The 24,106-nt window shown below is 67.5% G+C and carries 24 protein-coding genes; 16 read left to right on the top strand and 8 right to left on the bottom strand.

Annotated elements, in window-relative coordinates:
• Positions 1-341: 341 nt before the first annotated feature.
• The 5 genes from ribB to VDQ18_RS06095 all read left to right on the top strand — a co-directional run bounded on the left by ribB (position 342) and on the right by VDQ18_RS06095 (position 5,464).
• Entirely contained in the window at positions 342-1,460 is a 1,119-nt protein-coding gene (gene ribB, locus VDQ18_RS06115) for a 3,4-dihydroxy-2-butanone-4-phosphate synthase (protein ID WP_323020104.1), read from the top strand.
• 3 nt (positions 1,461-1,463) lie between these two features.
• Positions 1,464-2,003: a 6,7-dimethyl-8-ribityllumazine synthase gene (locus VDQ18_RS06110; RefSeq protein ID WP_323020103.1), complete on the top strand. Its 540-nt coding sequence runs from the start codon at positions 1,464-1,466 to the stop codon at positions 2,001-2,003.
• The gene (gene nusB / locus VDQ18_RS06105; RefSeq protein ID WP_323020102.1) at positions 2,000-2,479 is read left to right on the top strand and encodes a transcription antitermination factor NusB; all 480 of its coding nucleotides are present in this window, start codon (positions 2,000-2,002) and stop codon (positions 2,477-2,479) included. Before VDQ18_RS06110 ends, nusB begins: the two co-directional genes overlap by 4 nt.
• Before the next feature lie 101 nt (positions 2,480-2,580).
• Positions 2,581-3,954 (top strand): L-serine ammonia-lyase, encoded by a 1,374-nt coding sequence (locus VDQ18_RS06100; protein ID WP_323020101.1) that lies wholly within the window; start codon positions 2,581-2,583, stop codon positions 3,952-3,954.
• Between the two features lie 574 nt (positions 3,955-4,528).
• The gene (locus tag VDQ18_RS06095) at positions 4,529-5,464 is read left to right on the top strand and encodes a DMT family transporter (RefSeq protein WP_323020100.1); all 936 of its coding nucleotides are present in this window, start codon (positions 4,529-4,531) and stop codon (positions 5,462-5,464) included.
• Here the strand turns inward: VDQ18_RS06095 and VDQ18_RS06090 are convergent.
• The gene (locus tag VDQ18_RS06090) at positions 5,409-6,101 is read right to left on the bottom strand and encodes a thiamine diphosphokinase (RefSeq protein WP_323020099.1); all 693 of its coding nucleotides are present in this window, start codon (positions 6,099-6,101) and stop codon (positions 5,409-5,411) included. The genes VDQ18_RS06095 and VDQ18_RS06090 overlap by 56 nt on opposite strands.
• 137 nt (positions 6,102-6,238) lie before the next feature.
• Here VDQ18_RS06090 and VDQ18_RS06085 point away from each other — a divergent pair, with 137 nt between their 5' ends.
• Complete coding sequence (locus VDQ18_RS06085) at positions 6,239-8,776, top strand: hypothetical protein (protein WP_323020098.1); 2,538 nt, start codon at positions 6,239-6,241, stop codon at positions 8,774-8,776.
• A 65-nt stretch (positions 8,777-8,841) separates the two neighbouring features.
• Here the strand turns inward: VDQ18_RS06085 and VDQ18_RS06080 are convergent, their stop codons facing one another.
• Positions 8,842-9,066 carry a DUF2842 domain-containing protein gene (locus VDQ18_RS06080; RefSeq protein ID WP_323020097.1) on the bottom strand — a complete coding sequence of 75 codons (225 nt, stop codon included), beginning with the start codon at positions 9,064-9,066 and terminating at the stop codon, positions 8,842-8,844.
• Positions 9,066-10,364 (bottom strand): adenylosuccinate synthase, encoded by a 1,299-nt coding sequence (locus tag VDQ18_RS06075; protein WP_107751958.1) that lies wholly within the window; start codon positions 10,362-10,364, stop codon positions 9,066-9,068. The genes VDQ18_RS06080 and VDQ18_RS06075 overlap by 1 nt, the downstream gene beginning before the upstream one ends.
• Positions 10,365-10,520: 156 nt before the next feature.
• On the opposite strand from VDQ18_RS06075, the gene VDQ18_RS06070 reads away from it, so the two are divergent.
• From VDQ18_RS06070 to VDQ18_RS06055, 4 genes are all read left to right on the top strand, one after another.
• On the top strand, positions 10,521-10,919 hold the full coding sequence (locus tag VDQ18_RS06070) for a DUF6524 family protein (protein WP_323020096.1): 399 nt from the start codon (positions 10,521-10,523) through the stop codon (positions 10,917-10,919).
• The gene (locus VDQ18_RS06065) at positions 10,916-11,299 is read left to right on the top strand and encodes a VOC family protein (RefSeq protein ID WP_323020095.1); all 384 of its coding nucleotides are present in this window, start codon (positions 10,916-10,918) and stop codon (positions 11,297-11,299) included. The genes VDQ18_RS06070 and VDQ18_RS06065 overlap by 4 nt, the downstream gene beginning before the upstream one ends.
• Positions 11,300-11,378: 79 nt before the next feature.
• Entirely contained in the window at positions 11,379-11,750 is a 372-nt protein-coding gene (gene secG / locus VDQ18_RS06060; RefSeq protein WP_107751955.1) for a preprotein translocase subunit SecG, read from the top strand.
• 135 nt (positions 11,751-11,885) lie between these two features.
• Positions 11,886-13,529 carry a CTP synthase gene (locus VDQ18_RS06055; RefSeq protein ID WP_323020094.1) on the top strand — a complete coding sequence of 548 codons (1,644 nt, stop codon included), beginning with the start codon at positions 11,886-11,888 and terminating at the stop codon, positions 13,527-13,529.
• A gap of 136 nt (positions 13,530-13,665) precedes the next feature.
• Here VDQ18_RS06055 and VDQ18_RS06050 read toward each other — a convergent pair whose 3' ends face one another.
• Together VDQ18_RS06050 and VDQ18_RS06045 are read right to left on the bottom strand one after the other, a co-directional pair.
• The gene (locus tag VDQ18_RS06050) at positions 13,666-15,174 is read right to left on the bottom strand and encodes a replicative DNA helicase (RefSeq protein ID WP_323020093.1); all 1,509 of its coding nucleotides are present in this window, start codon (positions 15,172-15,174) and stop codon (positions 13,666-13,668) included.
• Between the two features lie 529 nt (positions 15,175-15,703).
• Positions 15,704-16,375, bottom strand: a complete 672-nt coding sequence (locus VDQ18_RS06045) for an orotate phosphoribosyltransferase (protein WP_323020092.1) — start codon at positions 16,373-16,375, stop codon at positions 15,704-15,706.
• Between the two features lie 102 nt (positions 16,376-16,477).
• Between VDQ18_RS06045 and VDQ18_RS06040 the strand changes: the two genes are divergently transcribed.
• From VDQ18_RS06040 to VDQ18_RS06025, 4 genes are all read left to right on the top strand, one after another.
• Positions 16,478-17,314, top strand: coding sequence for a hypothetical protein (locus VDQ18_RS06040; RefSeq protein WP_323020091.1), 837 nt, complete (start codon positions 16,478-16,480; stop codon positions 17,312-17,314).
• 106 nt (positions 17,315-17,420) lie between these two features.
• Positions 17,421-17,621, top strand: a complete 201-nt coding sequence (locus VDQ18_RS06035) for a heavy-metal-associated domain-containing protein (protein WP_323020090.1) — start codon at positions 17,421-17,423, stop codon at positions 17,619-17,621.
• A gap of 7 nt (positions 17,622-17,628) precedes the next feature.
• A complete protein-coding gene (locus VDQ18_RS06030; protein ID WP_323020089.1) occupies positions 17,629-18,849 on the top strand; it encodes a DUF2254 domain-containing protein in 1,221 nt (406 codons plus the stop codon).
• Between the two features lie 112 nt (positions 18,850-18,961).
• Positions 18,962-19,852 (top strand): DMT family transporter, encoded by an 891-nt coding sequence (locus VDQ18_RS06025; RefSeq protein ID WP_323020088.1) that lies wholly within the window; start codon positions 18,962-18,964, stop codon positions 19,850-19,852.
• Between the two features lie 44 nt (positions 19,853-19,896).
• On the opposite strand, the gene VDQ18_RS06020 is transcribed toward VDQ18_RS06025, so the two are convergent.
• Both VDQ18_RS06020 and VDQ18_RS06015 read right to left on the bottom strand, forming a co-directional pair.
• Entirely contained in the window at positions 19,897-20,559 is a 663-nt protein-coding gene (locus tag VDQ18_RS06020; protein ID WP_323020087.1) for a DUF1194 domain-containing protein, read from the bottom strand.
• 93 nt (positions 20,560-20,652) lie between these two features.
• A complete protein-coding gene (locus VDQ18_RS06015) occupies positions 20,653-21,081 on the bottom strand; it encodes a VOC family protein (RefSeq protein ID WP_323020086.1) in 429 nt (142 codons plus the stop codon).
• Positions 21,082-21,222: 141 nt separating this feature from the next.
• On the opposite strand from VDQ18_RS06015, the gene thyX reads away from it, so the two are divergent.
• Together thyX and VDQ18_RS06005 are read left to right on the top strand one after the other, a co-directional pair.
• On the top strand, positions 21,223-22,137 hold the full coding sequence (thyX, locus tag VDQ18_RS06010) for an FAD-dependent thymidylate synthase (RefSeq protein WP_323020085.1): 915 nt from the start codon (positions 21,223-21,225) through the stop codon (positions 22,135-22,137).
• Positions 22,124-23,488 (top strand): YaaC family protein, encoded by a 1,365-nt coding sequence (locus VDQ18_RS06005; protein WP_323020084.1) that lies wholly within the window; start codon positions 22,124-22,126, stop codon positions 23,486-23,488. The genes thyX and VDQ18_RS06005 overlap by 14 nt, the downstream gene beginning before the upstream one ends.
• A 170-nt stretch (positions 23,489-23,658) precedes the next feature.
• On the opposite strand, the gene VDQ18_RS06000 is transcribed toward VDQ18_RS06005, so the two are convergent.
• Positions 23,659-24,096 (bottom strand): REP-associated tyrosine transposase, encoded by a 438-nt coding sequence (locus tag VDQ18_RS06000; RefSeq protein ID WP_416235090.1) that lies wholly within the window; start codon positions 24,094-24,096, stop codon positions 23,659-23,661.
• Positions 24,097-24,106: the final 10 nt, after the last annotated feature.

Here is a 24,106-nt window from a genome sequence, read left to right as displayed (position 1 = left end):
TTTGTCGTTGAGCCCCCGGGGCAATCCGCGCGAGGCCGCGCCGCGCGCCACGATCCGTTGCCAGATGGCAGGCGGCGCTCGTGCGGACCCGAATGCGCGTCGTCCGCTGCTCCCCTAACAGCTTGAAACCGCGTTGCTCTGCCGTCTGGCCGGAGTTCCGGCAGCCTGTTCCAGGGCCGGGGACTTCTTCGCCGGGTTGACCCGGCGTCGCCCCTCGCGGCCATCACGCGCCGCAACCCTGGCGAAAGACCGCGGCGTTATCGGGCAAATGCAGGCCCGCCTCCCCCTTTCACAGGGGCATTGCTTGGGTTATCTGCTGCCCTGAAGCCAAGGAGCGCGCGATGGACTACGAAAAGCCCGGCCCCGTCGAGGAAAACTGGCGCGATGCCATCTCGTCGATCGAAGAGATCATCGACGAGGCGCGCAACGGCCGCATGTTCATCCTCGTCGATCACGAGGACCGCGAGAACGAGGGCGACCTCGTGATCCCCGCGCAGATGGCAACGCCCGAGGCGATCAACTTCATGGCCACCCATGGCCGCGGGCTGATCTGCCTGTCGATGCCGGGCCACCGGATCGACGCTTTGGGCCTGCCGCTGATGTCGACCAACAACGCCTCGCGACATGAGACCGCCTTCACCGTCTCCATCGAGGCGCGCGAGGGCGTGACCACCGGCATCTCGGCCTATGACCGCGCCCGCACCGTCGCCGTGGCCATCGACCCGTCGAAAACCGGCGCCGATATCGCCACGCCCGGGCATATCTTCCCGCTCCGCGCGCGGGAAGGCGGGGTGCTGGTTCGTGCCGGTCACACCGAGGCGGCAGTGGATATTTCGCGTCTGGCGGGCCTCAACCCCTCGGGCGTGATCTGCGAGATCATGAAGGACGACGGCGACATGGCCCGTCTGCCGGACCTGATCGCCTTCGCCCAGAAGCACAACCTGAAGATCGGCACGATCAGCGATCTGATCGCCTATCGCCGCCGCCACGACAATCTGGTGCGCGAGACGGCGCAGCGGGCGGTAAGCTCGGTCCATGGCGGCGACTGGCTGATGCGGGTCTTCACCGACCAGACCCAGGGCGCCGAACATATCGTGCTGTCGATGGGCGACCTGACCACGGCCGAGCCGGTTCTGGTGCGGATGCATGCCATGAACCCCTTGGAGGACGTGCTGGGCATCGGCGACGGCCATGCGGGCGATCTGCGCGGCGCCATGCGGCTCATCGCGGCGCAGGGGCGGGGCGTTGTCGTCCTGCTGCGCGATACCGCGATGAAACTGGCGCTGGACGAGGGTTCCTCGCCGCAGATCCTGCGCCAATACGGGCTGGGCGCGCAGATCCTCGCCGCGCTGGGCCTGCACGAACTGACGCTGGTCACCAATTCGCCGACCCCGCGCGTGGTCGGGCTCGAGGCTTACGGCCTCCATATCGCGGGCACCCGCCCCATTCCCAAGGAGTGAGCCATGGCCGGAGCCAGCCACTACACCCTGCCGCTGCCGAGCTTCGACAAGCCGGTGAAACTGCTGATCGTCGTCGCCCCCTATTACCGCGACATCGCCGATGATCTGATCGCCGGGGCCAAGGCCACCATTGAGGAGGCCGGCGGCACTTGGGACCTGATCGAGGTGCCCGGCGCGCTGGAGGTCCCCGCGGCCATCAGCCAGGCCTGGCGCATGTCGAATTTCGACGGCTTCGTCGCGCTCGGCTGCGTCATTCGCGGCGAGACCACGCATTACGACACCGTCTGCAATGACAGCTCGCGCGGGCTGACGCTGCTGTCGCTGCAGGGCTGCTGCCTCGGCAACGGCATCCTGACCGTGGAGAACCACGAGCAGGCCGCCGTCCGGGCCAACCCCAAGGACCAGAACAAGGGCGGTGGGGCCGCCGCCGCGGCGCTGCATCTCATCGCGCTGCAACAGCGCTGGGGCAAGCCGAAGGGCGCGGTCGGCTTCCGTCCGCTGGGCGAGACGATCCAGCTGGCCGAGGGGGGATCCAAGGCATGAGCACCGCCAAGGATCAACGCGCGCAGGAAAAACGCGCCCTGCGCTCGGCGGCGCGTTTCTACGCCGTGCAGGCGCTTTTCCAGATGGAAAGCTCGGGCCAGACCGTCGACAAGATCCGCGCCGAATTCGAGAATTACCGCATCGGCGCCGAGGGCGAGGATGAAACCTGGGTCGAGGCCGATGTCTCGCTGTTCCGCACGCTGGTGGACAAGGCGGTCGACCAGCAGGGGACCATCGACCAACTGACCGACCGGGCGCTGGTCGCCAAATGGCCGATTGCCCGCATCGACCCGACGCTGCGCGCCCTGTTCCGCGCCGCCGGGGCCGAGCTGGTCGAGACCGAGACGCCGCCCCGCGTCATCATCACCGAATTCGTGCAGATCGCCCAGGCCTTCTTCCCCGAAGGCAAGGAATCGAAATTCGTCAACGCCGTGCTCGACCATATGGCGCGCGAAGTCCGGCCCGCGGCGTTCTGAGCTGCGCCCCTCGCCGCAATCGGCAGGCGAGGGGTCGCTCGCGGGCGCCCGGTTCTGACCCGTCAGGCTAGGCTTCGCGAAACCCTCGCGGAGCCTTTTCCATGTTCCTCTCCGTCTTCGACATCTTCAAGATCGGCGTCGGCCCGTCGTCCTCGCACACGATGGGGCCGATGGTGGCGGCGGGCCGGTTCCTCGACCGGCTGCGCGTCTCGCCGTTTCAGGCCGCGGGGCTGCGCGCCTCGCTGCACGGCTCGCTGGCCTTCACCGGCGTCGGCCATGCCACCGACCGGGCGGTGATCCTGGGCCTCGCCGGTTTCCTGCCCGAGAGCTACGATGGCGAGCGGGCCGAGGCCGTGCTGGCCGAGATCCGGGCGACGAAAACCGTCAGCCCCCCCGACCTGCCGCCCCTGCGCTTCGACCCCGAGGCCGATCTGATCTTCGATTACGGCCCGGCGCTGCCCGGCCACGCCAATGGCATGATCCTGATGGCGACCGACGCGCAGGGCGACGTGATCCTGAAAGAGACCTATTTCTCCATCGGCGGCGGCTTCGTGGTGACTGAGGCCGAGATGAACGGCGCGGCCAGCGGACCCAAGGGCCCGCCCGTGCGCTTCCCCTTCGAGAGCGCCGAGGCGATGCTGGCCATGGCGAAGGACTCTGGCCTGTCCATCGCGACGATGAAACGCGCCAACGAGCTGACCCGCCGCGACGCCGCGGCGCTGTCCGCCGGCATCGCCCGGATCTGGGCGGTGATGGACGCCTGTATCGAGCGCGGGCTGGTGACCGATGGCATTTTGCCCGGCGGGCTGAAGGTGCGCCGCCGCGCCAAGGGGATCCATGACGCGCTGATCGCCGAGCGCGGCCTCAACCTGACCGCACCGCATGTGATCAACGACTGGATGTCGGTCTATGCCATGGCGGTGAACGAGGAAAATGCGGCCGGGGGCCAGGTGGTGACGGCGCCGACCAATGGCGCGGCGGGCGTGGTGCCGGCGGTGATCCGCTATTACCTCGACCACGTGCCGGGCGCGTCCCGCGACAAGATCGAGGATTTCCTGCTGACCGCCGCGGCCATCGGCGGGCTGATCAAGCACAACGCCTCGATCTCCGGCGCCGAATGCGGCTGTCAGGCCGAGGTCGGCTCGGCCGCGGCCATGGCGGCGGCGGGGCTGTGCGCGGTGATGGGCGGCAGCCCCGAACAGGTCGAAAACGCCGCCGAGATCGCGCTGGAGCATCACCTCGGCATGACCTGCGACCCGGTGAAGGGGCTGGTGCAGGTGCCCTGCATCGAGCGCAACGGGCTCGGCGCGATCAAGGCGGTCTCGGCCGCGTCGCTGGCGCTGCGGGGCGACGGCGTGCATTTCATGCCGCTCGATAATTGCATCGAGGCCATGCGCCAGACCGGCGCCGACATGAGCGAGAAATACAAGGAAACGGCGCTGGGCGGGCTGGCGGTCAACGTGCCGAACTGCTGAGGGGTTTCGCCCTCGTTCCCCGCTGACGCGGGCGCCTCGGGCGACCAGCGGCGCGGCTTCGCCGCGCCGGCACCGGGGGGCTGCAAGCCCCCCGGACCCCCCGCCCCAAGGGGGGCACGCCCCCCTTGGGAAACCCCGTGGATATTTTCAGCGCAAAGAAGGGCTGGGCGTCTGACATTTGATTGGCCTCGGGGACAGATCGGCTTTGTTCCAGATCTGCTGCCGTATAGGGCGGATTGACGGGCAGGGATGTTGGGAAATTGCTGGTCGGGGTATGGGCTCGGCCCGGGAGTGACGGAGAAGAGCGGCGCAGTCGGTCGTTCGGTGCCGTCCCAGAGTGTGACGAGCGGCGGCCAGGAGGCAGGCGATTCGAGAGGGGCGGATGGGCCAGGCCGGCGTCGAGCGGCAGGGGCGGGGGGAGACCTGGCCCTGTTGGCTCGGCGACAGACTTGCGCGATTGCCCGCGTCGGAAGGGAGCCTTCTGCCCCCGCCAATGCCAGCCTTGGCGCATAACCCTGCGCCCGATGTCGCAAACGGAGTGGACGGTTCCGCCGCCAGCGCGTAGCCCCACCCCATGACCAGTGTGACCCCGACCCTGTCCACCGACCGCGTGCCCCTGGGCATCCTGATGATGCTGGCCTTCTGCGCCATCGCCCCCCTGATCGACGTCTCGTCGAAGATCGCGTCGCAGGAGGTGTCGATCGCCCAGGTCACCTTCTTCCGCATGGTGTTCCAGGCCGTGCTGATGGCGCCGGTCGTGCTGGTTCTGGGCCAGTCCCTCAGGCTGAGCCGGCGGCTTGTCTGGCTCAACATCTGGCGTTCGCTGATGCTGATCGGCTCGACCGCGGCTTTCGTCGGCGCGGTGCGCGAGATGCCTTTGGCCGATGCGCTGGCCATCGTCTTCATCGAGCCCTTCATCCTGCTGGCGCTGGGGGCGCTTCTGTTCGGCGATCAGGTCGGGCCGCGGCGGATCGCCGCCTCGGTCGTGGGGTTCCTGGGGGCGCTGCTGGTGATCCAGCCGAATTTCGCGGCTTTCGGCGTGGTGGCGCTGTATCCCTTGGCGACGGCGCTGTTCTTCGCCTTCTACATGCTGCTGACCCGCCGCGTCGCGCAGGAGGTCCCGCCCGAGGCGATGCAATTCCACACCGCCTGGATCGGCACGCTGCTGATGCTGCCGGCGCTGGCGCTGGGTCACGGGCTGAGGCTGGAAGGGCTGATGCTGACCAATCCCGCGCCGCAGATCTGGTTCTGGCTGATGGGCGTGGGGCTCGCCGCCAGCGTCTCGCATATGGCGATGACCTATGCGCTGCGCTGGGCGCCCTCGGCCACGCTGGCGCCGCTGCATTATCTGGAGATCGTCAACGCCGTGCTCTTCGGCTGGCTTTTCTTCGGCGATTGGCCGAACCGGCTCAGCTGGGCCGGGATCGCGATCATCGTCGCCTCGGGCCTCTATATCATTGCCCGCGAGCAGGTGCTGGCCAGGTCGGCGCGGCGCGCAGCGCGGCGCTGAGGGGCGCCAGCGTCTCGGGCGGCAGAAGCAGCAGCATCCGCGGCGCCGAGGGGGTCAGCGTCACCGGTCCGCCCGTTGCCGCGTTCGAGGTGCCGATCCGGCCCAACGGGTCGAAATGCAGGGGATCGGTCGGCCATTGCAGGCCCGTCGAGCCGCAGCGCAGCGGCGAGAGCGGATAGAGCGAGACGCGCGTCCCCGCCGCCAGATCCAGCGTCAGATGCGGCGGGCAGAGCAGCACCAGATCGTGCCCGGTATCCAGAATCACCCGCCGGTCCGGGTTCTGCGCCAGCGTCGACATCGCCGCCAGCGTATGGTCGAGCCGCCCGCCGGTGAAGCCCACGCCCAGGACCAGCGGCGCCTGGGTCAGCGCCAGCGCCTTGTCGAAATCGGTCGTCTCCTGATCGGGATCGTGGTGCAGTCTGTCGGGGCCCAGCGTCGCCCGCGCCGCCTCGGAGATCGAATCGAAATCGCCCAGCGCCAGCTCCGGCGTGAAGCCCAGCGCCAGCGCCGCATCCGTGCCGCCGTCGACGCCCACCAGCGTGGGGGCGATGCTCAGGGCTCGGGACAGGCTCGCGGCATCGGTGCCGCCGCCTCCCACAAGCGTGATCCCCAGGGGTTTTGCAAATGCGCGCGCCATGCGTTGTTCTTGTCAATTGGGGCAGCCAAGCGCAAGCATGGCCATAATCCGATCAAGAAATTACCTTTTGGACTCCTTACTGAGGTACCGTCGACGCAGGCATGGTGAACCGGAGTATGAACAAGGGACGAATTCCTATGGTCGGTCCGAGCAAAATTCTGACGGTGTCCTATGGCACCTTCTCGTGCACGCTGGAGGGCTTTGACGAGCCTTTCGACACGATGAAGGCGATTGCCGAGTATTTCCGTGACCTTGCCGCCGAGGATCGCTATTTCGGCGCCGAGCCGCCGACGCCTGACGCCGAGATGCTGCACAAGATCGCCGAGCGCGAGATCAAGCGCCGGGTCGAGGCCAAGATCCAGGACAATGGCGTGATTCTCCGCCCGCAGATCGAGGCGGCCGAGGAAGCTCCGATGCCGCGGGCGACGATGCACCAGCGCCCGGCCGCGCCTGCGCCGGTGGCCGCCGCCGCGTCGATGGTCTCGGCCCCGGTCGCCGCCGCGGGTCTGGCCGAGCGCGACGAGGCGGGGTCGGTTTCCGGCATCTCGGCCAAGCTGCAGCGCATCCGCGCCGCCGTGGCCCGGGTCCGCGATTACGAGGACGAGACCGAGGAAGACGCCGCTCCCGCGCCGGTCGCCCTGACCCCTGAGGCGCCGCTCTTCGACGAGGAGGAGGTCGCCGCCGCCGAGGCCGAGGCGGACGAGGCCCGTCTGGAAGCGGAACGTCTGGCGTTTGAAGATGCGGCGCGGCTCGAGGCTGAACGTCAGGCTTTTGCGGAGGCTGAGCGGCTTGAGGCCGAGCGTCTGGCGGCCGAGGAAGCGGCCCGTCTGGAGGCTGAGCGTCTGGCGGCTGAGGAAGAGGCTCGTCTGGAAGCGGAACGGCTGGCGGCTGAGGAAGAGGCCCGTCTGGAAGCCGAGCGGCTGGCGGCTGAGGAAGAGGCGCGTCTGGAGGCTGAGCGTCTGGCGGCTGAGGAAGAGGCTCGTCTGGAGGCCGAACGTCTGGCAGCTGAGGAAGCGGCCCGTCTGGAGGCTGAGCGTCTGGCGGCTGAGGAAGAGGCCCGTCTGGAGGCTGAACGTCTGGCGGCTGAGGAAGAGGCTCGTCTGGAGGCTGAACGTCTGGCGGCTGAGGAAGCGGCCCGTCTGGAGGCGGAGCGTCTGGCGGCCGAGGAAGAGGCCCGTCTGGAGGCTGAGCGTCTGGCGGCCGAGGAAGCGGCCCGTCTGGAAGCCGAACGGCTGGCTGCCGAGGACGCCGCCCGTGCGGCGGCTGATCAGGCGGCGATCGAGGCGGCGTCTCTGGCGGCGCTGGAACGTCAGACCATTGAAGGTCAGACCGCCGAGGTCGCCGACGCCGCAGCAGCCGATGCCGAGCGCGAGCGCTTGGCCGCCGAACGCCGCAAGCTGGAGGACGAGGTCCGCGCCGAGCTCGCCAAGCGCGACGGTGCGGCCCCGGCCGAGCGTCCCGTCCGCCGTGTGGTCGTCGTGCGCTCGACGCCGGTCCAACCCCCTGCGCAACAGCCCGCCCAAACCGCCGCGGCCCCGGCCGCCGCCGATGTCTCGGCCGCGGTTCGCGCGGCGCTGGCCGGGCAATCGTTGACCGCCGACCCCACCCCGGCGCCTGCGCCCGTCCCGGCACCCGTGCAATCGACGGCATCGGCCTTCGCCACCGAGGGGTTCGCCGACGAGGATGACGAGGACGACACCACCGCGCCCGCTCAGGCCGCGGATCAGGACCAGACCGACGCCGATGTCATCGACGACGACGAACCCCTGACCGACGACGACGCCCTGCAACGCCGCGTGGCGGAAGCGCTGGGCGAGACCGGCCTCACCGCCGACGAGGAAGCGGCGCTGGTCGCCGAACTCGCCGCTGTCGAGCGCGAGGCCGAAACCGCCCGCCGGGCTGAAAGCGAACGCCGGGCGCTCCTGCGCGGCGAGGCGGCCGATGCCTCGGTCGACCGGCTGATCAGCCAGGCCGACAGCGCGCTGTCGGGCGCCGAGGCGCAGCGCCGCCAGTCGACGCTGAGCCACCTCAAGGCCGCCGTCGTCGCCACCCGCGCCGAGGAAGAAGCCGGCGCCCCCCGCGACGCCGAACAGGAAGAACGCGACGAGATCGCCCGCTACCGCGCCGATCTGGAGCGCTCGGTCCGCCGTGGCGCCGACGAGCCCGCCGACGAGGGCGCGCCCCGCCGTCCGACCCGCCCGCAGGTGCAGCGCACCGAGCGTCCGCGCAATGCCCAGCCGCCGCTGGTCCTGGTCAGCGAGCAGCGCATCGACAAGCCGGCCGAGACCGAGCTGGTGCGCCCGCGCCGCATCAACACCGGCGCGCTGGCGATGGAGGAGCTTTTTGACGAGGATGCGGTGGCGACGCCCGCCCCGCGCGGCAAGGCCTTCGGCGATTTCGTCGGCCCGATGCATCTGACGACGCTGGCCGAACTGACCGAGGCAGCCGCGGCCTATGTCACCCATGTCGAGGGGCTGGAGGAATTCACCCGCCCGCAGGTCATGCGCCATGTTGCCTCGACCGGCCAGCCGATGACGCGCTCGCGCGAGAACCTGCTGCGCACCTTCGGGCTGCTGATGCGGCAGGGGACCATGCAGCGCTCGCGCCGCGGCCAGTTCGAACTGGCGCCGGGGTCGGAGTTCGCCGAACAGGCCAAGCGCTTCGCCCAGGCCTGAGACGCCGCCAAGCCCATGAAAAAGGCGCCGGGAAACCGGCGCCTTTTCTCATTTCAGGATTTTGATCACTCTTCCGGGGCGTCGGGATCGGCCTGGCCGACCCCCTTGAAGATCGCCTTCAGGGGGAAGGCCCAGATCACCCCCAGCCCCACGTAAATCGCCAGTTCCAGCAGGAACGGCGGCCGGTCGAACAGCCCGACCAGCGTGATCGCCACGACGATATAGGCCGGCAGCGCGACCAGGAGGATCAGCACCGAGAGGCGCTTGCGGGTGCGATAGGACAGCGCCATCAGTCTTCGAACGGGTCGGTGACGAGGATGGTGTCGTCGCGCTCGGGCGAGGTCGAGAGCAGCGCCACCGGGCAGCCGATCAGCTCCTCGACCCGGCGGACATATTTGATCGCCGCGCCCGGCAGGTCGGCCCAGGACCGCGCGCCTTCGGTCGATTCCGACCAGCCCTCGATCTCCTCGTAGATCGGGGTGCAGCGGGCCTGCTGGTCGGCGGCGGTCGGCAGATAATCCAGCGTCTGGCCGTCGAGTTCATAGCCCACGCAGATCTTCAGCGTCTCGAACCCGTCCAGCACGTCCAGCTTGGTCAGCGCGATGCCGTTGATGCCGGAAATGGCGCAGGTCTGCCGCACCAGCGCCGCATCGAACCAGCCGCAGCGGCGCTTTCTCCCGGTCACGGTGCCGAATTCATGGCCACGCGTACCCAGACGCTCGCCGTCATCGTCCATCAGCTCGGTGGGGAAGGGGCCTTCGCCGACGCGGGTGGTATAGGCCTTGACGATGCCCAGCACGAAATCAATCGCGTTCGGGCCCATGCCGACGCCGGTCGCGGCTTGACCGGCGATGACGTTGGACGAGGTGACATAGGGATAGGTCCCGAAGTCGATGTCCAGAAGCGAGCCCTGCGCGCCCTCGAAGAGGATGCGTTTGCCGGCGCGGCGCAGGTCGTTCATCACCTTCCAGACCGGGGCGGCATATTCCAGGATCTGCGGCGCGATGGCATTGAGGGACGCGATCAGCGCGTCGCGGTCGATGGGCTCCAGCCCCAGACCCGCGCGCAGCGGGTTGTGGTGCAAAAGCGCCCGGTCCACGCGCAGCTCCAGCGTCGCCGGATCGGCGAGGTCGGCGACCCGGATAACCCGGCGCCCGACCTTGTCCTCGTAGCACGGACCGATGCCGCGCCCGGTGGTGCCGATCTTGGCCTTCGAACCCGCGGCCGAAGCCTCGCGCGCGCGGTCCAGCTCGCCGTGATAGGGCATGATGAGCGGCGTGTTCTCGGCCACCATCAGCGTCTCGGGGCTGATCTCGACCCCTTGCTCGCGGATCTTGGCGATCTCGCCCACCAGGTGCCAGGGATCCAGCACCACGCCATTCCCGATGACGGACAGCTTGCCGCCCCGCACCACGCCCGAGGGCAGCGCGTTCAGCTTGTAGACCTTGCCGTCGATGACCAGGGTATGACCGGCGTTATGGCCCCCTTGGAAACGCGCGATCACATCCGCGCGCTCGCTGAGCCAGTCGACGATCTTGCCCTTGCCCTCGTCGCCCCATTGGGCGCCTACGACAACCACGTTGGCCATGCCGGAATCCTTCCTCGGTTCGCTGAAGCCGTGCGTTCTATAGCGACACGGGCGCCCGGGCGAAACACCCTTTTGATCGAGGGGCCGGGCAGGGGCACTGGACAGGGCGTCGCAGGTTGGGCACCAATCGAGGATCGGACACCAAGGATTTTCACCATGACCTTTCTGATGCGCTGGCTCATCGCCTTTATTCTGCTCGCCGCCACCTGGAACCCGACCCAGTGGAACTTCGTCAACTGGGTGAGGGCGAACGGCACCGATAACCTGCCGATCACCGTGCTGGTGGGGCTGGTGCTGCTGGCGGGTTATGTCGTCTATCTGCGGGCCACCTTCCGCTCCATCGGGCCGCTGGGCGTGGGGCTGGTGGTCGCGCTTTGTGCCGCGGTGATCTGGGTGCTGGTCTATTACGGCCTGCTCGGCACGCAGAACGCGGCGCTGAACCAGTGGCTCGCGGTCTTCATCGGCTCGCTGGTGCTGGGCATCGGCATGAGCTGGTCGATCATCCGGCGCCGAATCAGCGGTCAGGCGGACGTCGACGACGTGGATCAGGAATGATCCGCTACGTCGACGTGGGCACGAACGACCTGGCGCGCGCCGCCCGCTTTTATGACGCGGTGCTGGGCGCGCTGGGCTACCAGCGCCTCTCGACCGGACCGCAGAGCCTCGGCTACGGCGCCCCGGGGATGGAACAGGCGGTCTTCTGGGTGATGCGGCCCTGGGACGGGCGCGAGGCCAGCGCCGGCAACGGCTCGATGCCCGCCTTCACCGCCCCCAGCCGCGCCGCCGTCGATGCCTGCCACGCCGCGGGTCTGGCGCAGGGCGGCACGGACGAGGGGGCGCCGGGCCTGCGCGACTATGGGCCCGATTTCTACGCCTGCTATCTGCGCGACCCCGATGGCAACAAGCTCTCGGCGGTCTGCGACCAGCCCGGCTGAGCCCGGCAGAGGGGCAAAGGGCTTGCACGCCCCGAACACGCGGCATAGATAGGCCCGAACCGGAGACAAGGGCCCGTCCATGCAGACTGTCGTTCTCATCATCCATCTCCTCCTCGCGCTGGCGCTGATGGGGGTGGTGCTGCTTCAGCGTTCCGAGAATGGCGGGCTGGGCATGGGGGGCGCGTCGCTCGGGCCGCAGGCCGGTCGTCCGCCGCTGACGGGGCTGGCCAAGCTGACCTGGCTTTTCGCCGGGGCCTTCATCATGACCTCGCTGGCGCTCACGGTCATCGCCGCTTCGAACTCGGCCGATACCTCGGTGCTGGAGCGCTTCGGCGTCGATGCGCCGACGGCTCCGGCCCCCGCGGCACCCGCCACGCCGGGCGTGCAACTGCCCGATATCCAGTTGCCGCCGGCCGGTGACGCACCCGTCCTGCCGCCGCGGCAGGACTGATCTCTCAAGATTTTGGGGCCTGCACCCAATTAACGCAGGATGTTGGGTCCGTATTGCGGAAGCCGGGGGTTTGAGGTATAGCTCGACTCCCGTGATCCGATCATTTTGGCTGCGACGAACACGGGGGTTTCCAGCATGGCGCGCTACGTCTTCATCACCGGTGGTGTGGTGTCGAGCCTTGGCAAAGGGCTGGCCTCTGCGGCGCTGGGTGCGCTGTTGCAGGCCAGGGGCTTCACGGTCCGCCTGCGCAAGCTCGATCCCTATCTCAACGTCGACCCGGGCACGATGTCGCCCTTCGAACATGGCGAGGTCTTCGTCACCGACGACGGGGCCGAGACCGATCTCGACCTCGGGCATTACGAGCGCTTCACCGGCGTTCCGGCCCGCAAGACCGATTCCATCTCTTCCGGCCGGATCTATTCCAATGTGCTGGAGAAGGAACGCCGCGGCGATTACCTGGGCAAGACGATCCAAGTCGTCCCGCATGTGACGAACGAGATCAAGGATTTCCTCCGCATCGGCGACGATGAGGTCGATTTCATGCTCTGCGAGATCGGCGGCACGGTCGGCGATATCGAGGGTCTGCCGTTCTTCGAGGCAATCCGCCAGTTCATCCACGAACGCCCGCGCGGCCAGTGCATCCTGATGCACCTGACGCTGCTGCCCTATCTGGCGGCTTCCGGGGAACTGAAGACCAAGCCGACCCAGCATTCGGTCAAGGAACTGCAATCCATCGGCCTTGCCCCCGATGTGCTGGTCTGCCGCTCGGAACACCCGATCCCGGCCAAGGAACGCGCCAAGATCGCCCTGTTCTGCAACGTCCGCCCCGATGCGGTGATCCCGGCCTATGACCTGAAGACCATCTACGAAGCGCCCTTGGCCTATCACCGCGAGGGGCTGGATCAGGCGGTGCTGGACGCCTTCGGGATCACCCCGGCGCCGCGCCCGAACCTCAGCCGCTGGGAAGACGTGATGGACCGTCTGACCCATGCCGAAGGGCAGGTGCGGGTGGCCATCGTTGGCAAGTATACCCAGCTGGAAGACGCCTACAAATCCATCGCCGAGGCCCTGACCCATGGCGGGATGGCCAACCGGGTGCGGGTCAAGGCCGAATGGATCGACGCCGAACTCTTCGAGAAGGGCGATCCGACCGAGGTGCTCGAAGGCTTCCACGCCATCCTGGTGCCCGGCGGCTTCGGCGAACGCGGCACCGAGGGCAAGATCCGCGCTGCCGCCTGGGCGCGCGAGCGCAAGATCCCCTATCTGGGCATTTGCCTCGGCATGCAGATGGCCGTCATCGAGGCCGCGCGCAACCTCGCCGGCATCAAGAACGCCGGGTCCGAGGAATTCGACCACGAGCGCGGCAACAAGAAATTCGAACCGGTGGTCTATCACCTCAAGGAATGGGTGCAGGGCAACCACGTGGTCGAGCGCAAGCTCGGCGACGACAAGGGCGGCACGATGCGTCTGGGCGCCTATAACGCCGCGCTCGACCCCGAGTCGCTGGTGGCCCGGGTCTATGGCGCGACGCAGATCGAGGAACGCCACCGCCACCGCTACGAGGTCGACATCCGCTACCGCGACAAGCTGGAAGCCTGCGGGATGCATTTCTCGGGCATGTCGCCCGATGGCCGCCTGCCCGAGATCATCGAGCACAAGGGCCATCCCTGGTTCATCGGCGTGCAATTCCACCCCGAGCTGAAATCCAAACCCTTCAAGCCGCATCCGCTGTTCGCCGATTTCGTCCGCGCCGCGGTCGAGGTTTCGCGGCTGGTCTGAGGTCGCAAGGCGGGGGCCGCAGGCTCCCGCCCGCCCACCCCGCCTGTGGCCCCCGCCTTCCGGCAACAGGTGCGCGGCATGAGAAAAGGGGCGCAAGCAGCCAGCTTGCGCCCCTTTTGCGTCGGGGAAGGGGGCGTCAGTACTCCGGCCCGCTGTCCTGCTGCCAGCTCTGCACCAGGTTGCCGAAGCGCGTGAAGCGGCCCTCGAAGGACAGTTCCACCGTGCCGATCGGCCCGTGCCGCTGCTTGCCGATGATCACCTCGGCCTTGCCATGCGTGCGTTCCATGATCTCCTGCCACTTCGCCATGGCGTCGAGATCGTGGTCCGAGGGCTTCTCGCGCTCGCGGTAATATTCCTCGCGGAACACGAACATCACCACGTCGGCGTCCTGCTCGATCGAGCCCGATTCGCGCAGGTCCGACAGCTGCGGCCGCTTGTCGTCGCGGCTCTCCACCGCGCGGCTGAGCTGCGACAGGGCGATGACCGGGATGTTCAGCTCCTTGGCGATGGCCTTGAGGCCCTGGGTGATCTCGGACACCTCCTGCACCCGGCTTTCCTTGGACGAGCCGCGCAAAAGCTGCAGGTAGTCGACCATCAGCACGTCGAGGCCATGCGTCCGCTTCAGACGCCGGGCGCGGGCCGCCACCTGGCTGATCGGCAGGGCGGGCGTGTCGTCGATGTAGAGCGGGCAATTCTCCAGCGTCTTCGCCACTTCGACGAAGCGGCGGAACTCTTCCTCCGACATATCGCCGCGGCGGATCTGTTCCGAGGGGACCTCGGCCGCCTCGGACAGGATCCGCGCCGCCAGCTGGTCGGCCGACATCTCGAGGCTGAAGAATCCGACCGCGCCGCCGTTCACCGCGCCCTCCTGCCCGTCGTGGCGGATGCCGCGCTTGTAGGCCTTGGCGATGTTGAAGGCGATATTGGTGGCGAGCGAGGTCTTGCCCATCGACGGCCGCCCGGCAAGGATGATGAGGTCCGAGGGGTGCAGCCCGCCCAGCTTCTTGTCCAGATCGACAAGGCCGGTCGAGATCCCGGCCAGCCCGCCGTCCCGCTGATAGGCGGCGGCAGCGACGTTCACCGCCTCGGTCACGGCGCGCAGGAAGGACTGGAAGCCCTTCTCCGCTACGCCCTGCTCGCCCAGCTTGTAGAGCGCCTGCTCGGCGGCGACGATCTGTTCCTTGGGCTCGTCCTTGACCTCGACGGTGGCGGCGCGGGCGGCGATGTCGCGGCCCAGCTGGATCAGCTCGCGCCGCACGGCCAGGTCGTAGATCATCTGCGCATAATCGCGCGCGGCATAGGAGGCGACGGCGGCCCCGGCGATCCGCGCCAGATAGGCCGCGCCCCCCAGTTCCTTCAGCCCGGCATCGTCCTCCATGAAGGCCTTGAGCGTGACCGGCGAGGCCAGCGCGTTCTTCTGGATCCGCGCCGCGGCGATCTCGAAGATGCGGCGGTGCACGGGCTCGAAGAAATGGTCGGGTTTCACCAGGGACGAGATGCGGTCATAGACGTCGTTGTTGGTCAGGATCGCGCCCAGAAGCTGCTGCTCAGCCTCGACGTTATGCGGCAGGACCTCGGCGGCTTCGGACGCGTCGGCGCCCGGCGCGGCGGCAGTGGCGGGACGAAGGGCGGCGATTTCGGTCATGGGCGGGTCCGGGGCAGGGGGCGGCAAACGCGGTGGGGCGCGGGCACGAAACAGGGCGACGGCGCCCGGCGGTCCGGGGCCCGGAAGGGGCGGAGGTCCGGCGGCACCGTGCCCCCTTATCGCAAATGCGACCCCTCGCGGCAATTGGGTCGGGGCGAATTAGCGGGGGACGGGCCTGTGGATAACTCCGCTGCGCCGGGGCGCGCGCGGAGGGGCCGGGCAAAGGCAGGGGGGCCTTCTGCCCCCCTCTTGGCCTGACGGCCAATTCACCCCCCGAGGATACTTGCAGAACGAAGATGATGGTTAATCAAGCGTTAACACCCGCCATTGCCCGCGAGGCGGAACCGGCCGGGCGCCACCCGGTGCCCCCCGTGCCATCCGGCGGCGCCCGCCCGCGCTGCCCGATCTATCTTCGTTCTGCAAATATCCCGGGGGGTGAGGCCGCAGGCCGAGGGGGGCAGCGCCCCCCTTTCGGCGCGGCTCTGCCGCGCCGTTGGTCGCCCGCAGGCGAAGCCCAGGGCGAAACCGTTCAGGCGGGCGGCGTCCAGCTCTTCGGCGCGCGCAGATAGGCCTCGACCGAATCCAGCGTCTCGGTGTCGAAATCTTCCCGCGCGCGAGCCTCGGCCAGCACATCCCACCAGGTGCAGAGGTAATGCAGCGACACGCCATGGTCGCCCAGTCGGGTCACCGTCTCGGGGTAGATGTCGTAATAGAAGATCACCGCCGTATGGGCGCAGCTGGCGCCGGTGTCGCGGATCGCATCGACGAACGACAGTTTCGAGCCGCCATCCGTGGTCATGTCCTCGACCAGCAGCACGCGCTGGCCCTCGGTCATAACCCCCTCGATCCTTGCATTGCGCCCGTAGCCCTTGGGCTTCTTGCGCACATAGGTCATCGGCAGCGCCATCCGCTCGGCCACCAGCGCCGCGAAGGGGATGCCCGCGGTCTCGCCGCCGGCGATGTTGTCGAAAGCCTCGAACCCGGCCGCCCCCATCACCTTGGCCACCAGGAAATCCATCAGCGTCGCGCGGATCCGCGGATAGGAGATCAGCTTGCGGCAATCGACATAGGTCGGTGCCTTGTTGCCCGAAGCATGGGTGAAGGGCTCGCGCGCGTTGAAATGCACGGCGCCGATGTCCAGGAGCATGCGGGCGGCGAGGCGCGCCATGATGGCCGGATCGGTATGCGAGGTCGGGATCATCGGGTCACTCCTGCGGCAGTTTGGGGATTCCCGGCGTCCTAGCGGCAAACGCCATCGCTGACAATCGCGCGCGCTGCTATCACGGCCCGAACAGGAGGCCCCATGCCGCGACTCACCCCTTCCCTGACCTGCGCCGCGCTTCTGTGCGCCGCGACCCCTGCCTTTGCTGCCTCCGAGGGCGCCCGGATCGAGGGCACCTGGATGGCCATCGGCGACATGCTGGGCGTGCTGCCCGGCCATATCGAGGTGCTGACCATCGAAGGCGACCGCGCGACCTCGGTCACCTGGCGCAAGCCCAGTGTCGATTGCGGCACCGAGCGGCAGGCGCCGGGCTGCGTGCTGCCGATCCCCACCGCCTCGGGCGCCTTCCACGGCAACAGTTTCGAGATCGGGATCGAGCCCGACGCCACCAATGCCTCGCCCTTCGCCGGGGAGGAGGTGGCGCCGCTCTGGCCGCTGCTGGCCCTCGACGGCGCGCCCTGGACCATGTTCCGCCAGGACGGGCGGCTGATGACCACGCGCGAGGCGACCATTGCCGAGACCACGATCCCGATGATCCGTCTCTGGCTGCAGGTCGATCCGGCCCTGCCCGGGGCGCTGTACGATTACCTTGTGACCTTCGATCTGGACATCGCCCGCGCCCTGTGCCCGGTCAGCACGCTGCACGCCGATCCCCAGGCCTGGGAAGCGCTGTCCGCCACCCTCATCGCCGCCGCGCCGGTGCTGGAGGGCCAGCGCATCGCCGTCAGCGGCCTCGCCCCTCCGCCCGCCGCGGCCGAGAGCGAGGCGGCCGAGGCCTTCGCGCTGCTGGCCGAGCTCGCGGCCGAGGACGCCGAGCCGCCCGAGGGCGTCACCCTGCTGCCGGGCCTGCCCTGGCCCGCCTCGCAGGCCATGGCCGATGCGGCGCAGGACTGCCTCGACCGGGCCTTCGGCGGCTGAGGGCGGAGCGGGCGGAACCCTGCGACCCCGCGCCGCGTTCCACTGGGTGGAAGACTTGACAGGGGCCGGGGCAAGGCGTTCCGTCAGGCGATCACAGGAGGTTTCCATGACCCGGCACTTCACCCTTTCCGTCCCCGACATGAGCTGCGGCCATTGCCGCGCCTCGATCGATTCGGCCGTGACGCCGCTCGGCGCCAAGGCCGATTTCGACATGAGCCAGCGCCGCGTCACCGTGACCGGCGAGGCCACGCCCGAGGCGGTGATCGCCGCGCTCGACCGGATCGGCTTCCCGGCCGAGCCGGTCTGACGGCGGCGTGTTCAGACTCCTCGTCTGGCTGAGGCGCCTTGCCCATGCGCTCTGGCTGAGGGTCGCGCTCTTCGCGGCCCTCGCCTTCCTGGCGGTGATCGCCGCCCATCTCGCCGCGCCGCTGGTGCCCGATTGGCTGGAAGAACGGATCAACGCCGAGGCGGTGCTGCCGGTGCTGGAGATCCTCGCCTCCTCGATGCTGGCGGTCTCGACCTTCTCGCTCGGGATCATGGTGCAGACCCACCGCGCGGCGCTGCAGAACGCGACGCCCCGGGTGCTGGACCTGATGCTCGAGGACGGGCTCACCCATAACGTGCTGGGCATCTTCATCGGGGCCTTCGTCTATGCGCTGACCGCGCTGATCCTGTTTCAGGCGGGCTTCGATTCGGGCGCGGCACTGGTCCTCGGCGTCACCCTGGCGGTGACCGGCGCCGTGGTGCTGGCGCTCTTGCGCTGGATCGCCCATCTGACCACGCTCGGCACACTGCGCGACGCGCTGGCCCGGGCCGAGGATCAGGCCCGCAGCGCCCTGAAACGCCACCGCCACAAACCGGCGCTGGGCGCCAGCCCCATCGGCCCCGAGACCGTGCTGCCCGACGACGCCCGCACCATCGCCGCGCCCCGCTCGGGCGTGTTGCAGGTGATCAACGTGCAGGGCCTCGCCCGCTGTGCTCCGGGGCCGGTCTGGGTGCTCAGACGCCCCGGCCAGCAGATCCTGCGCGGGGCGCCGTTCCTGCAGGTGCCGGCGGGGCAGGGGGATGCGGCCAGCGACGAGGCGATGCTCGATTGCTTCGTCATCGGCGATACGCGGACCTTCGAACAGGACCCGGCCTTCGCGCTGACCGTGCTGTCCGAGATCGCCTCGCGGGCGCTGTCGCCCGCGGTCAACGATCCCGGCACGGCGATCGAGGTCGTCTCGCGGCTCGAACGGCTGCTCTGGGACTGGGCGCAGGCCTCGAAAAGCGACGCGGTCGAGGGGGCGACGGTCTTCGTCCATCCCTGGACCCCGCCCGAACTGATCGAGGCCGCCTTTGCCGCCATCGCCCGCGACGGCGCGCCGATGCTGGAGGTCGCGGGCCATTTGCTGGAGGCGCTGACGGCGCTGGGCCAGGCGCCTGAGGGCAGCCTGGCCGAGGCCGCCCGCGCCATGCAGGCCCGCGCCCGCGCCCATGCCGAGGCCGCGCTCAGGCTCGAGGCCGACGCCGACCGACTGCCGCCCGAGGCCTGAGCGCGGCCCCCGTAGGATGGGCAATATTGCCCATCCTACCGGCCGCCCGCGCTCGACAAGCGCGGCCGAACCCCCTAACCCGGCGGGGAAGATCCCTTGCCCCGAGGCCCCCGTGACCGCCGCCCCTCCTGCCGCCCGCCTTCTGCTGGGCATCGGCCTTGCGGTTTCGGCCGTGTTCCTCTTCGCCGCCGGCGACACGCTGACCAAGGTCCTGACCGAACGCCATCCGGTCGAGCGCATCGCCGCCGTGCGCTATGGCGTCGGTCTCCTGATCCTGCTGATCTTCGTGGCGCCCCGGGCCGGGCGCCTGCTCTGGACCGTGAAGCGGCCGGTGCTGGTGGGGATCCGGGCGCTGATCCTGACCCTTGCCACGCTGGTCATCGGCTACACGCTGAGGCTGCTGCCGGTGGGCGAGACCATCGCCATCATGTATCTCGCGCCCTTCGCGGTGATGGCGCTGGCCGTGCCGCTGCTGGGCGAGAAGGTCACCCGCACCGGCTGGGTGCTGGCGGCGCTGGGCTTTGCCGGGGTGCTCCTGATCGTGCGGCCGGGCTCGGCGCTGAACCCGGCGGGCGTGGGGCTGGCGCTGCTGCTGGCCGCGTCGAATACGGTCTTTCACCTGATGACCCGGGTGCTGACCCGGACCGAGACGCCGCTGGCGCTGCTCTTCTGGGTCAATGCGATCGGCGCCAGCTTCTTCCTCGTCGCGGCGCTGCCGACCCTGGACGCGCCCCTGCCGGATCTCACCGACGCGCTGATGATGGCGGCGCTGGGGGCGATCTTCACGCTGGGGCATTTCCTCTTCGGCATGGCCTATCGCGAGGCGCCGACCTCACTGATCGCGCCGGTCAATTACCTGCATTTCGTCTGGGCCACGCTGATGGGATGGAGCCTTTTCGGCCATATCCCCGATACGGTGACGCTGGCGGGCATGGGGCTGATCCTGGTCTCGGGCAGCGCCATCGCCGTCATGGCCCATGTCATGAGCCGCCCGCCCCGCTGAGCGGCCTGCGCCGGATGGGCAGGATTGCCCATCCTACCCCGCCGCTACAGCGCCCCCAGCAGCAGCGGCCGGAACTCGCGTTCCAGCTTGATCCGCATGGCGCGGGAGAAGTCCTCGTAGCCTTGCGCCTCCAGCACGAAGGCGCCCGGCCCCTGCAGCACATTCGCGGCGTACCAGCGGCCGAGCCCGTCCACCGCCCCGTCGTAATCGAGCGGCATGTTCCCCGCCACCGCCAGCGCATTGACCGTCACCGCCTCGAACCGCACCGTCTCGGGCCCGTCGTTGTTCTGCCCGTCGCCCGCGAGGTCAATGACCTGCGCCTCGCAATCCGGCGCCCGCTCCAAGAGCCGCCCGCCCGCCGCCAGCGCCGCGCCGACGCCGGTGCGCCCCGACCAGATCCCCAGCGGATCGCCCGAGGGTCGGGGAAACCCCGCCAGCCGGTCGGCCAGCTCGGCCAGATCCGTGGCGCTCTGGATCACCCGCCAATCCGCCGCGATCGCCTGTTCGCGCCGCCCGGCCCAGACATAGGCCGCCACCGCCACCGGTGCCCCGCTCAGCGCCGCCGCCTGCACCTCGGGCGCCCTGAGTGCGGCCGCCGTCCCCTCCATCATCAGCCGGTATTCCCGCTGATCGACCGAGGCCGAGACATCGAAAGCCAGCACCAGCGCCAGCCGACATTCCTGCGCCCCCGCCGGTCCCGCCGCCAAGACCCCCGCCAGCAAAAAGCGCGCGCCAGGCCCCAGGCCCCGCGCGCGCCCCTTCATTCTGCCCCAAATACGCCTTGCGCCCGGGGCCATCCCTCACCAATGCCCGGTATTGGGCATCGACGCCCAGGGCTCGGTCGGGGCCAGCGCATCGCCCGCCTGCAGCAGCTCCACCGACACATTGTCGGGGCTGCGCACAAAGGCCATATGCCCGTCCCGCGGCGGCCGGTTGATCACCACCCCGTTGTCCATCAGATGCTGGCAGAGCGCATAGATGTCATCCGTCCGGTAGGCGAGATGCCCGAAGTGCCGGCTGTCCGAAGGCAGCCCCTCATCCCCGTCCCAATTGTAGGTCAGCTCGACCGGGCATTCCGGCTGGCCGGGCGGCGCCATGAAGACCAGCGAGAAGCGGCCCTTCTCGCTGTCCATCCGCCGCGTCTCCTCGAGACCCAGCAGCCGGTAGAAGGCCATCGAGGCCTCCAGATCCTTCACCCGGACCATTGTATGCAGATAAGTCAGGCCCATGCGCCCCTCCGATGTTGCTTTCCCCCAACATAACCCGCCGCAAGCGTTTGTCAGGGGCTTTCGGTGACACCCATCATGTTGCGTGCCACCCCCACGCGGGTGCTATAGATGGACCAACCCGAATCCCCCAGGAGGCCCGCCATGACCATCACCCCCGAGCAAGAGGCCGAGATCGCCGCCGCCCGCGCCAATCCCCAGATGACGCTGCGCGCCGTCGCCCCGGGGATGGAGGCGCATCTCTACACCGCCCATCCGGTGCTGGATCACGGCTTCGTCCGGGCCATCGACTACATGGGCGACGATTCGGCCATCGTGCAGGCCGCCCGCGTCAGCTACGGCGCCGGGACCAAGCATGTCTCCAACGACGAGGGGCTGATCCGCTACCTCATGCGCCACTGGCACTCGACGCCCTTCGAGATGTGCGAGATCAAGCTGCATGTGAAGCTGCCGGTCTTCGTCGCCCGCCAGTGGATCCGCCACCGCACCGCCAACGTCAACGAATACTCGGCCCGCTATTCGATCCTCGACCGCGAGTTCTACATCCCCGAGCCCGCGCAACTCGCCGCCCAATCGACGGTCAACAACCAGGGCCGCGGCGCCGTTCTGGAAGGGGCCGAAGCCGCGCGGGTGCTGGCACTCCTGAAATCCGACGCCGCGCAGATGTACGACCATTACGAGGAGATGCTCTCGCAGGACGGCCAGCAGGGCCTCGCCCGCGAATTGGCGCGGATGAACCTGCCGATGAACATCTATACCCAATGGTATTGGAAGACCGATCTGCACAACCTCTTCCATTTCCTGCGCCTGCGCGCCGATGCCCACGCCCAATTTGAGATCCGCGTCTATGCCGAGGCGATTGCGAAAATGGTCGCCGATTGGGTCCCCCTCGCGTTCGGGGCCTTCGAGGATTACCGGATGGGTGGGGTGACCCTCTCGTCCAAGGCGATTGACGCGTTGAAGCGGATGTTGAAGGGTGAAGAGGTGACGCGGGAATCCTCGGGGATGAGTGTCGGGGAGTGGCGGGAGTTTAAGGGGGTTTGGGGTGAAGAAGGCTGAGTCGGCAATCGAGAAGATCTTAAGTGACCATTTTCATGTTTCTCCGGATCGAGCGCAGAATCAACCGATTTATGATTTTGGCTTTGATTATGCTGCGCTCCTTGGTGAGCGGGATGCTGCGAATGAGGATTGGAGAAAGCTTCCGGCCGGAGATAAAGCGCGATACGAGCGCGGATTGCCCGATTTTCTACAAGAGCGGGGTGTAGAGAATCCGAAAGACTTGCAGTATAGCCGCGCAAAAAACGCACACCTTGTTCGTCAGGAGGTCAGCGCGAGGATCTCTGAGCCACCATTCTTAAAGGCACTTCCGCTCGGCCGTATCGACTACCAGAGTTCTTTGGCGGAGCTCGCCGAGAGTGTCGAAAATGTTGAGCAAATCAAAAGCCTGTACAGGCTTCGAAAGATTACTTCCGGCAGCACAAAGAATGCCGGAATATCGTCCGATGAGGCTGTAAAGCTCAAGAATTGCTTTAGCCAAGGCAGGGAATTGTATTTTGCAGGTTGCGGGGGCTCGCTCATGGTCAAGCCTCTAAACCATTTTTACTCCGCAACCGCCTACTCTTACGGAATGATCGTTCTCAATAATCCGATCAGGTATAGCAAAGATAATTTGCCAAGTTCGCACGGAATGATCTATTTGCCGGATGTGATACAATGCCAGTTTGGAGGTGACAGTCCGTCAGGAACTTTCTCCGAGCTTTTCTGCTCGTTTCCAACCCAATTGATCCGCAATAACAATATTGAGTTCACTCAAGATTGTACAAGTAGTATTCAGGCCTTCCAAACGCATAGAATCAATGTGAGTATTGGGACACTGCTCAGTATGTTGCCCGAAATGTCGAATTACTACTCGCTTATGACTGGGCGTCGCTCGCGGGCTTTCCCGATGGAAGTAGTCAACGCTAATAACCCAAGAATGCTAACTTGGGAGTTCCAGATTGGGGATGGTACTTCTTTGCCAACGAGAGACATTGTTGAGCGCTCGTTCGCAGGGTTTGAGATAAATGAGCGTTTCGGAAAGTATATCGTTTCAGTTCCCGCTGTTAGGGCTTCAGAGATACGCGCCCTAATTTATTCAGACATTAGTGGTCGCTTGTCGTTCATCGAGAATCCTTTCTTTCCGGTCTTGCTGCCGGAGATATGTACGCACTTTCTTTTGAATCACATATATTCATGTATCATGCGTTACCGGCCGGACGATTGGGGAAACGTTATCTTGAATGAGGTTTCGACTGATACGTCTCTGCTAACGCGTCATTATTTTGCGAATTTCGAGAGGAAGTTTCTTCTCTTGGTCTTGCGTTGCCTTTCTCGTTACACGCCGACGGTATCTCTCGGAGACGCTGTGTGATCGAAACTGACTTGATGAAGCCAGCCGTAGGGTGCGCATTCATTGCGCACCATTCCCGACCCCAAACCCTCGCTCAATCAATGATCCCGACAGCCTGCGGCTATTTTTTCATTGTCGCACAGCCGGGAGCCCTGCCGGACACGTTGGACGGTGCGCAGTGAATGCGCACTCTACGGGTTATCGCGGTGCCAACTCGAATACGGGCATTCGCGGGGATGCTCGACAAACCCGTGTTTCACCGGCTTGACCCAACAAGTCCGGATGGGGCTGTCCCGATCCTCGGCATCGCGCATACGGTGTTCGCAGATCCGCCGCTGCCACACCCCATGCTCGCGCCGCCGCCTGAGGCTTTCCCGCCGCGCGACCGGCGGCATCGCGCGCGCGAACCGGGCCTTGATCACCCGCCACCGTGTCGAAAAATCGGCATCCCCCTCGGGCAACCCGCAGACGCAATGCCGATGCTCCGGCAAGACCACCCAGGCGTCGATGCCGAACGGGCGTTCGATCCGCGTGCGCAGCCAGCCGTAGGGTGCGTGCTGGCACGCACCGCCACTGCGCGACCATCGCCTCTTGTCATCTCGGGTTCCAAAATCGGTGCGTGCGAGCACGCACCCTACA

Origin of the sequence: Pararhodobacter sp. (assembly GCF_034676075.1) — a bacterium.
In the GTDB taxonomy this organism is placed as follows: Bacteria; Pseudomonadota; Alphaproteobacteria; order Rhodobacterales; family Rhodobacteraceae; genus Pararhodobacter.
Note: the sequence above shows the minus strand (reverse complement) of the source record. Positions and strands in the feature narration are given on the sequence as shown.

Coding starts and splice junctions, on each gene's coding strand:
- ribB (WP_323020104.1), top strand. CDS start 342: ATGGACTACGAAAAGCCCGGCCCCGTCGAGGAAAACTGGCGCGATGCC.
- VDQ18_RS06110 (WP_323020103.1), top strand. CDS start 1,464: ATGGCCGGAGCCAGCCACTACACCCTGCCGCTGCCGAGCTTCGACAAG.
- nusB (WP_323020102.1), top strand. CDS start 2,000: ATGAGCACCGCCAAGGATCAACGCGCGCAGGAAAAACGCGCCCTGCGC.
- VDQ18_RS06100 (WP_323020101.1), top strand. CDS start 2,581: ATGTTCCTCTCCGTCTTCGACATCTTCAAGATCGGCGTCGGCCCGTCG.
- VDQ18_RS06095 (WP_323020100.1), top strand. CDS start 4,529: ATGACCAGTGTGACCCCGACCCTGTCCACCGACCGCGTGCCCCTGGGC.
- VDQ18_RS06090 (WP_323020099.1), bottom strand. CDS start 6,101: ATGGCGCGCGCATTTGCAAAACCCCTGGGGATCACGCTTGTGGGAGGC.
- VDQ18_RS06085 (WP_323020098.1), top strand. CDS start 6,239: ATGGTCGGTCCGAGCAAAATTCTGACGGTGTCCTATGGCACCTTCTCG.
- VDQ18_RS06080 (WP_323020097.1), bottom strand. CDS start 9,066: ATGGCGCTGTCCTATCGCACCCGCAAGCGCCTCTCGGTGCTGATCCTC.
- VDQ18_RS06075 (WP_107751958.1), bottom strand. CDS start 10,364: ATGGCCAACGTGGTTGTCGTAGGCGCCCAATGGGGCGACGAGGGCAAG.
- VDQ18_RS06070 (WP_323020096.1), top strand. CDS start 10,521: ATGACCTTTCTGATGCGCTGGCTCATCGCCTTTATTCTGCTCGCCGCC.
- VDQ18_RS06065 (WP_323020095.1), top strand. CDS start 10,916: ATGATCCGCTACGTCGACGTGGGCACGAACGACCTGGCGCGCGCCGCC.
- secG (WP_107751955.1), top strand. CDS start 11,379: ATGCAGACTGTCGTTCTCATCATCCATCTCCTCCTCGCGCTGGCGCTG.
- VDQ18_RS06055 (WP_323020094.1), top strand. CDS start 11,886: ATGGCGCGCTACGTCTTCATCACCGGTGGTGTGGTGTCGAGCCTTGGC.
- VDQ18_RS06050 (WP_323020093.1), bottom strand. CDS start 15,174: ATGACCGAAATCGCCGCCCTTCGTCCCGCCACTGCCGCCGCGCCGGGC.
- VDQ18_RS06045 (WP_323020092.1), bottom strand. CDS start 16,375: ATGATCCCGACCTCGCATACCGATCCGGCCATCATGGCGCGCCTCGCC.
- VDQ18_RS06040 (WP_323020091.1), top strand. CDS start 16,478: ATGCCGCGACTCACCCCTTCCCTGACCTGCGCCGCGCTTCTGTGCGCC.
- VDQ18_RS06035 (WP_323020090.1), top strand. CDS start 17,421: ATGACCCGGCACTTCACCCTTTCCGTCCCCGACATGAGCTGCGGCCAT.
- VDQ18_RS06015 (WP_323020086.1), bottom strand. CDS start 21,081: ATGGGCCTGACTTATCTGCATACAATGGTCCGGGTGAAGGATCTGGAG.
- thyX (WP_323020085.1), top strand. CDS start 21,223: ATGACCATCACCCCCGAGCAAGAGGCCGAGATCGCCGCCGCCCGCGCC.